5 protein-coding genes are annotated in these 6,672 nt (G+C 65.0%); all 5 read left to right on the forward strand.

All coding sequences use genetic code 11. The features are described from left to right. The coding region (locus IFT89_RS19230; protein ID WP_202939767.1) for a PucR family transcriptional regulator at positions 1–828 on the forward strand (828 nt) is incomplete at its 5' end. Between the two features lie 111 nt (positions 829–939). Continuing rightward, positions 940–2,010 (forward strand): ThiF family adenylyltransferase, encoded by a 1,071-nt coding sequence (locus IFT89_RS19235; RefSeq protein ID WP_202939768.1) that lies wholly within the window; start codon positions 940–942, stop codon positions 2,008–2,010. Continuing rightward, positions 1,997–3,088 carry an AAA family ATPase gene (locus tag IFT89_RS19240; RefSeq protein ID WP_202939769.1) on the forward strand — a complete coding sequence of 364 codons (1,092 nt, stop codon included), beginning with the start codon at positions 1,997–1,999 and terminating at the stop codon, positions 3,086–3,088. Before IFT89_RS19235 ends, IFT89_RS19240 begins: the two co-directional genes overlap by 14 nt. A 169-nt stretch (positions 3,089–3,257) precedes the next feature. After that, entirely contained in the window at positions 3,258–4,433 is a 1,176-nt protein-coding gene (locus IFT89_RS19245) for an MFS transporter (protein WP_202939770.1), read from the forward strand. Between the two features lie 126 nt (positions 4,434–4,559). Further along, positions 4,560–6,611: a bifunctional lysylphosphatidylglycerol flippase/synthetase MprF gene (locus IFT89_RS19250; protein WP_202939771.1), complete on the forward strand. Its 2,052-nt coding sequence runs from the start codon at positions 4,560–4,562 to the stop codon at positions 6,609–6,611. Positions 6,612–6,672 lie beyond the last annotated feature (61 nt).

A 6,672-nucleotide genomic window follows, 5' to 3' on the forward strand; every position in this document is an offset into this window, starting at 1 on the left:
GCCGCGGCCCAGAGCGTCGTGACCTCCGTCGTCGCCATCGCCGGGCTCACCCTCGAGCAGGGCGGCGCGCTCGGACGGGCGGGGCGCTCGCTGCGCACCGGTGTCTGGCAGCTGCTCCGCGCCGGACAGACCCCCGCGGCGCGCGAGGTCGCCGAACAGCTCGGTACGCCGTTGCCGACCGGAGCGGTTCGTGTCGGCGTCTGCTCCGGGCCGACCGAAGGGCGCGAGGCGCTCCTCACCGAGCTGGAACGGGCCGAGACGCTCAGTCCGGGTTCGCTCTTCGTCGCCGAACAGGACGGACGGCCCGTCCTCCTCCTCGCAGTGGCCGAGGGGGACACCGAGACGGCCGTTGACCGGGCGGTCGAGGCGGTGATCGCGGCGGCCCCCGCTCGGCGGCTCGGCCTCTCCCGAGCCGTCGCGCTCGCCGAACTGACGACGGGGATCGAGCAGGCGGTCTCCGCACACGAGCACGCCGTCTCCGCCGGCGAGGCCGTCGTGCGGTTCGGGGCGCTCGCCGCGGCGGGGATGGCCGGGTTGCTCGACCCCTTGCGTGCCGCCGCCGTGGCCGAGGAACTGCTCGAGCCCGTGCTCCGCGTCGACCGCGAGGAGGGCTCCGACCTCGTGCCGAGCCTGCGCGGCTGGCTCGAGGCGAATGGTCAGTGGGAGCCCGCAGCACGGCGACTCGGGATCCATCGACACACGCTCCGCAACCGCATCACCCGGGTGGAGCAGGTGCTCGGGCGACCGCTCGACACCTTCGCCGCTCGCGCCGAACTCTGGCTCGCGCTGGTCAGCCTGGGAGCCTCCGGTTCGGTCATTCCACGCTGACGTGCACCGATCCTCCTTCGCCCGCCGTCGCCAGGTGTGGCCTGCGAGCGGGCTCCGATTCGTTTCGAAATTTGAGTTGACGACCGACTAAGATCAACATATATTTAACATATGACTGGACAAGAGCTCCCTTTGCGGCTGAACTACTCGCTCATGGTCGCTGAAACCGATGACGGACTTGCGCTCCATGTCGCGGACGCTGAGCCCTTCACTGTCCGCGGCGACTACGCTCTTCTCCTCGCTGTCCTCGGTGCGGTCAATGCCGCTCGCAACGAATCAGAGATCGCCGCAGTGCTGGCAGGCGCCTATACCGAGGAGCGGGTGCGGGAGGTTCTCTCCTTCGCTCGTGCTCACAACCTGTTGAAGTCCGTGGCTCTGACGGATCGCATAGTCGCCGAGAGTCTCGGCAAGTGGGACAGGCAGATCAGAAACTTCACCAACCTCAGCGGCATCGATGATGATGCGGCAGTGGACCTGCACCGCCGGCTTGTGAATGCACACGTACTCATCGTCGGTGTTGGTGGTGTCGGAGGCTATGTAGCATCTGCTTCCGCCATGATCGGTATCGGCCGGATAACTATCGTCGACTTCGACTCGGTGGAGCTCAGCAACACATCGCGTCAAGTGTTGTATACGGAAGCAGACATTGGGCGGCGCAAGCTTGATGTGGCTGTTTCGGAACTCACTCGTAGAGCTCCTAGTGCATCGATTCATGCTGTCGACTGCGAGATCACGGATGATCAATCCATGGTGGAGGTGTTCGAGACAGCCAAATCCCTCAACGGGGCTATCGATTTGTTGATCCTCTGCGCCGATCAACCGCGAGGAGAGATCACATATATTGTGGACCGTGTCAGCCAGTCGGCAGGTGTTCCTTTTCTCGTCTGCAGTCCTCATGATTTCTCGCACGCCTCAGTCGGACCACTCGTCATCCCGGGCATCACCAGGAGCTACTCTGATGCGTTCCCCAGTACCAGAATTAGAACAGACAATGTGCTCGTACAGTCGGTGAATGCACAATTCATCGCAAACATCATGGAGCCCTACAACGGAATCGCTGCAAAAATGGCGATGATCGAAATCGTCAAGTTTATCACCGGCTACGCTCGTCCATTTGTTCAGGACCGCGTGGTCAACCTTGACACCGCCGATTGGTCCGTGACCGTCCATGAGATCGACTAACTCGGAGGCTCTTCCAGTTGCCGTCCGATCTGCCGAGAACACCTACGAGGCGCTGAGCGTTCTCAAGAAGCGGGGATTTATTGACCTCGATCTTGCGACGGTAGATTCACGCCGCTACGCATCGGATGGGCCGGCACTACGACGTATTCTCGATGAGGCTAAGACGGTAGGTGAATTCCTGAACAGGCTACCCGAGCTTGGTGCGGAGTTCGGCTGCCTCATCGAGCGGTTGGACCAGGTCGGCGGCCGGACTTCGGTGTGGTCCGGTAACGACGAGAAGCAGCCGCAACGTCCGCAATTCTTGCAGCCGATGATTCCGTGGCGCGGATCAGCTGCACGCACCTCGGAGCTCGCCGCCGCAGAGATTGTCCTCTCGAAGAGGACGAGGAACAACCTCCTGGTTTGTGGGCCCGCCGGCAGCGGAAAGACGGCGCTCGTAGAGCTGATCGCAGAATCGCGTCCGGAACTCGGACCATTCTGGCGCGTCGACTCTGGTGCGCTCGTAGGCGGGACGAAGCACCGAGGAGAACTCGAGGAACGCCTCCGCGATCTGTATCGCTATACCCTGGCGACGGGATCCGTCATGTTCATCGACGAAATCCATGCGCTCGCTCGGATGGGTGTCGCAGAAGGATCGATCAGCGCGCTCGACGTACTCAAGCCATATCTCGTCGACCCTCACTTTCGCGTCATCGGAGCGACCACGACGCTCGAGCTCCCGTTCGTCATAGCCGATCCCGCGTTCCATCGACGATTCTCCGTCCTGCATCTCAAGAGCCTGACCCGCGAACAGCTTCGTACCGTGTTTACCGATTACCTGTCCACCTCCCTCGAACTGGTCCCGCTCAAGTCCAGCTTCGACGCAATCATCGAGTTTGTGGACGTCATCAGATCCGATACAAGTCGGGTCGACGCGATGCTCGATTTCCTGGAGCACGGAGAGGCCTGGATCCGCGTACGCGGGGCGTCCGGAATTGATACGAGCGCACTTTTCAAATCGATCTCGTCGAGCTACGAGGAGTTCCGAGCCTGTCGAGATCCTTCTTCAGGACAGCACAGGGGAGGAGGTGAAGAATGAACAACGACACTCAGCTGGTTGCAGGTGCGTTCGCGATCGTGGCAACCGACGCGCAGACTGTGACCGCCATGCGTAACAACGCTTCAACGCCATAAATCACGGGTGGGTGGGGCGGTCGTTCCTGGCTGCTCCGCCCGTTCCCGTCATGGAGAGGGACCTTCGCGTGCGTATGAGTGCGTACTTCGGCGTGAGTGCCGGCTTCACCATCGGTCGTGTGCTTCCGCAGGCGGTGCTGACGCCGATCTTGTTGGAGAAAGGCCTGCAGTTCGACACGATCATCTGGACGCAGCTGATCTACATGGTCGTTCTCACGGTGACCCAGTTCCCGGCTGGACTGCTCGCTGACAGGTACTCGCGCAAGCGCCTGTATGTGCTGTCGGTCCTCGTCGTCGGCGTGGCATACAGCATCATCTGGTGCGGCGACGGGCTTGCAGCCATGTGCAGCGCCTGGGCGATCTACGCCGTCGGCATGGCTCTGAACGGCTCGACGATGGACATCCATTTCGCAACTTTGCTCCGCGAGGATGACCAAGCGTTCCGCAGATTCTTCGTCGTCGATCGGAATGTGGTGCTCTGTGCCACGATCGCGAGCGCCAGTGCGACGACGGTGCTGTATCCGCTCGTCGCGTCCGACGTGTACGTCCTGTCGGTCGCGTTGTTCGTCGGTTCGGCAGTCTGGGGTGCATTCTGCCTGCCGGAAACAGCAGTGGTCCGCCGATCCAGAACGGAGCCGCCGCCACGACTTCTCGCATCGCTCCGAGAGGATCGTCACATCGTGTCAGCGGTCCTCCTCGTCGCCCTCACGCAGTTGGCATTCACGCCGTTCTTTCAGATGTGGCAGATGGTCTTTCTCGATTCAGGCCTGACCGCTGCATGGTTCGGACTGATCTTCGTGCTCTTCCAGTGCGTCAACATCGCCGCGAACGCCGCGTGGAGACGTCTGCCTCACCGGACCTGGATGAGTCCTGCGCTGCTGTGCCTGATCGCCCTCATCGGTTGTGGAATCGTCGCATTCGACAGCCTGATTCGCGTCCTCCTCGTCGTCATCCTGCCCTTCCCGCTGTTCCTGTACTCGAATTCGCTGGTGTTCTCGCTGCAACAGCGCGCGCCTGCAGCGTTGCTGTCCTCCATGAACGCCCTCATGGGCACGGGCAACACCATCGGTGCGTTCCTGATGCTCGGTCTGAGCCTGCTCGGACTGCAGGTGTTCACCCCGGGAATGCTCCTCGGCATCAGCCTGATCGTCTGTGCGGTCGCGTCAGTCGCATTGCTGACCGGGTCGATCGTCGCCCGGAATCTGCAGCGCCGTGCAGCTGTTTCGTCGGAGCCGGACCACACTCGGTGACCTCTGCTCTGGCTCGCGCTGGTCAGCCTGCCGGACGGTGATGCGTTGCGGTCGCGCGCGGCCGTTCTGTAGCCTCGACCGCACGGCGCGCGTGTGCTCCGTGGAACCACGAAGGGGGCAGCGCGCATGAGGATCCGAACGGTGGTCGCCCGGGTGCCGGTCACGATCGCCCTGGTGCTGATCGTCCTCGTCGTGGGTGTCGTCGGGCGTGGCCTCTGGGAGTCGACGACGGCGCAACCGTGGTGGGACGCGGTCGCCTACGGCTTGCCCGCCTTCGAGGCCGGGCGCTGGTGGACTCCCGTCACGGGAACGTTCCTCGTCGTGGAGCCGTGGGCCTACGTGTTCGCGGTGATCGGGTTCGCCTGGGTCGGACTGCTGGAGTGGTGGCGGGGATCGAAGGTGGCGCTCATCACCTTCGCCGCCGGTCAGCTCGTCGCCGTTCTCGCCACCGCCGGGTTCCTCTGGGCCGCGAGTCAGCTGCCCTGGCCGTGGGCGACGAGCCTCGCCGGGATGCTCGACGTCGGTCCGTCCGGCGGGACGATGGCCTGTTTCGCCGCCTGTGTGTCGCTCTTCGCCTCCCCCTGGCGGCAGCGGGGCTGGATCATCGTCGCGTCCTACGCCGCGATCGGGGTCCTCTTCATCGGCTCGCTCGCGGACCTCGAGCACGCCTTCGCGGTGCTCTTCGTCCTCGCGGTGAACCGCTCCTTCCGCATCCAGCGGGCCAGCGTCCGCGAGCGCCGACTGCTCGCGTTCACGACGAGCGTGGCCCTCGGCGTCGTCCAGATCGTCGCCCTGCTCGTGCCGACCAACGGCCCGTTCGGTCCGACCGCTCCGGCGGAGGGCCCGTGGCTCGACGTCGCGATCGACACGGTCGTGATCATCCTGGTCGCCAACGGCCTGCGGCTCGGTCGCCGCTGGGCATGGGTGCTGAGCGTCGTCTGGGCGATCCTCAACGTCCTGGTCGCGGTCCTGTACCTGGCGCTGTCTCCGTTGGACCCCGCCGAGCTCCCGATCGACTGGGGCGACACCGACGTGTTCCTGGCGACGTCCGTGCTCTGGCTCGCCTTCCTCGTCTACCTCCTTGCGACCCGCAGCGCGTTCTCGTCCCACCGACGCCGGCAGCTCGGCGTCGGGCGGAAGCAGCAGCAGGACCTGCCGTCGGCGGACGACGCCCGCGCGCTCATCCGGACCGACGGCGGCGGCTCGCTCTCCTGGATGGCCACGTGGGACGGCATGGAGTACTTCCGCACCTCGGTGGGCCTCGTGCCCTACCAGAAGCACGCCGGCGTCGCGATCGTGCTGGCCGACCCGCTCGGCCCGCCGGAGCACCTCCGAGCGAGCGTCGAGGAGTTCGTACAGGCGGCCGAGCGCGACTCCCTCATCCCGTGCTTCTTCAGTTCCAGCCAGGCGACGAAGGACGCGATGCCCGAGGGATGGCGCGACCTCATCATCGCCGACGACACGATCGTCGACCTCCCCGGTCTCGCGTTCACCGGCAAGGCCTGGTCGAACATCCGCACGGCGCTCAACAAGGCGGAGCGCGAGGGCATGGTCTTCCGCATGAGTACCTACGCCGCCGAGACGTGGGGCGTCCGGCAGCAGATCCGCGCCATCTCCGAGGGCTGGGTCGGCGACAAGGGTCTGCCGGAGATGCGGTTCACCCTCGGGACCCTGCAGGAGGCCGACGACCCCGAGGTCCGTCTGGCACTCGCGATCTCACCGGACGGCGACGTCGACGGCTTCCTCAGCTGGCTTCCGGTCTTCGGCCCCGACGGCGAGCACCGCGGGTGGACGCTCGACCTCATGCGGCGACGCGAAGAGGGCTTCGGTTCGGTCATGGAGTTCCTCATCGCCTCCTCGGCCAAGGTCTTCGCCGAGGAGGGCGCGCAGATCCTCTCGCTCTCGGGCGCGCCGCTCGCGCACCGGGTGGAGGACGACGAGGGGCGCATCGCGCACCTGCTGGGTCAGCTCAGCGGCATCCTGGAGCCGGTGTACGGCTTCTCGTCCCTCCACCGGTTCAAGCAGAAGTTCAACCCCCGATCGGAGCCGATCTACCTCCTGTACCGCGACGAGGGCGACCTCACGCGGATCGCCGCGGCGCTCACCCGCGCGTTCCTGCCGGACGCGACGCTCCGCCAGTTCGCCGGCGCCGGCATCGACATGCTCAAGCGCGACTGAGCGGAGGCCGACCCTCAGGCGGTGTCGCCGCCCGGGAGGCCGGCGGCGCCGAGGTGCGTCG

It is taken from the genome of Plantibacter sp. CFBP 13570, from assembly GCF_014841395.1.
GTDB lineage: Bacteria > Actinomycetota > Actinomycetes > Actinomycetales > Microbacteriaceae > Plantibacter > Plantibacter auratus.

Bases quoted from the DNA above. Each gene is read 5' to 3' on its own strand.
- IFT89_RS19235 (WP_202939768.1), top strand. From the start codon at position 940: ATGACTGGACAAGAGCTCCCTTTGCGGCTGAACTACTCGCTCATGGTC.
- IFT89_RS19240 (WP_202939769.1), top strand. From the start codon at position 1,997: ATGAGATCGACTAACTCGGAGGCTCTTCCAGTTGCCGTCCGATCTGCC.
- IFT89_RS19245 (WP_202939770.1), top strand. From the start codon at position 3,258: ATGAGTGCGTACTTCGGCGTGAGTGCCGGCTTCACCATCGGTCGTGTG.
- IFT89_RS19250 (WP_202939771.1), top strand. From the start codon at position 4,560: ATGAGGATCCGAACGGTGGTCGCCCGGGTGCCGGTCACGATCGCCCTG.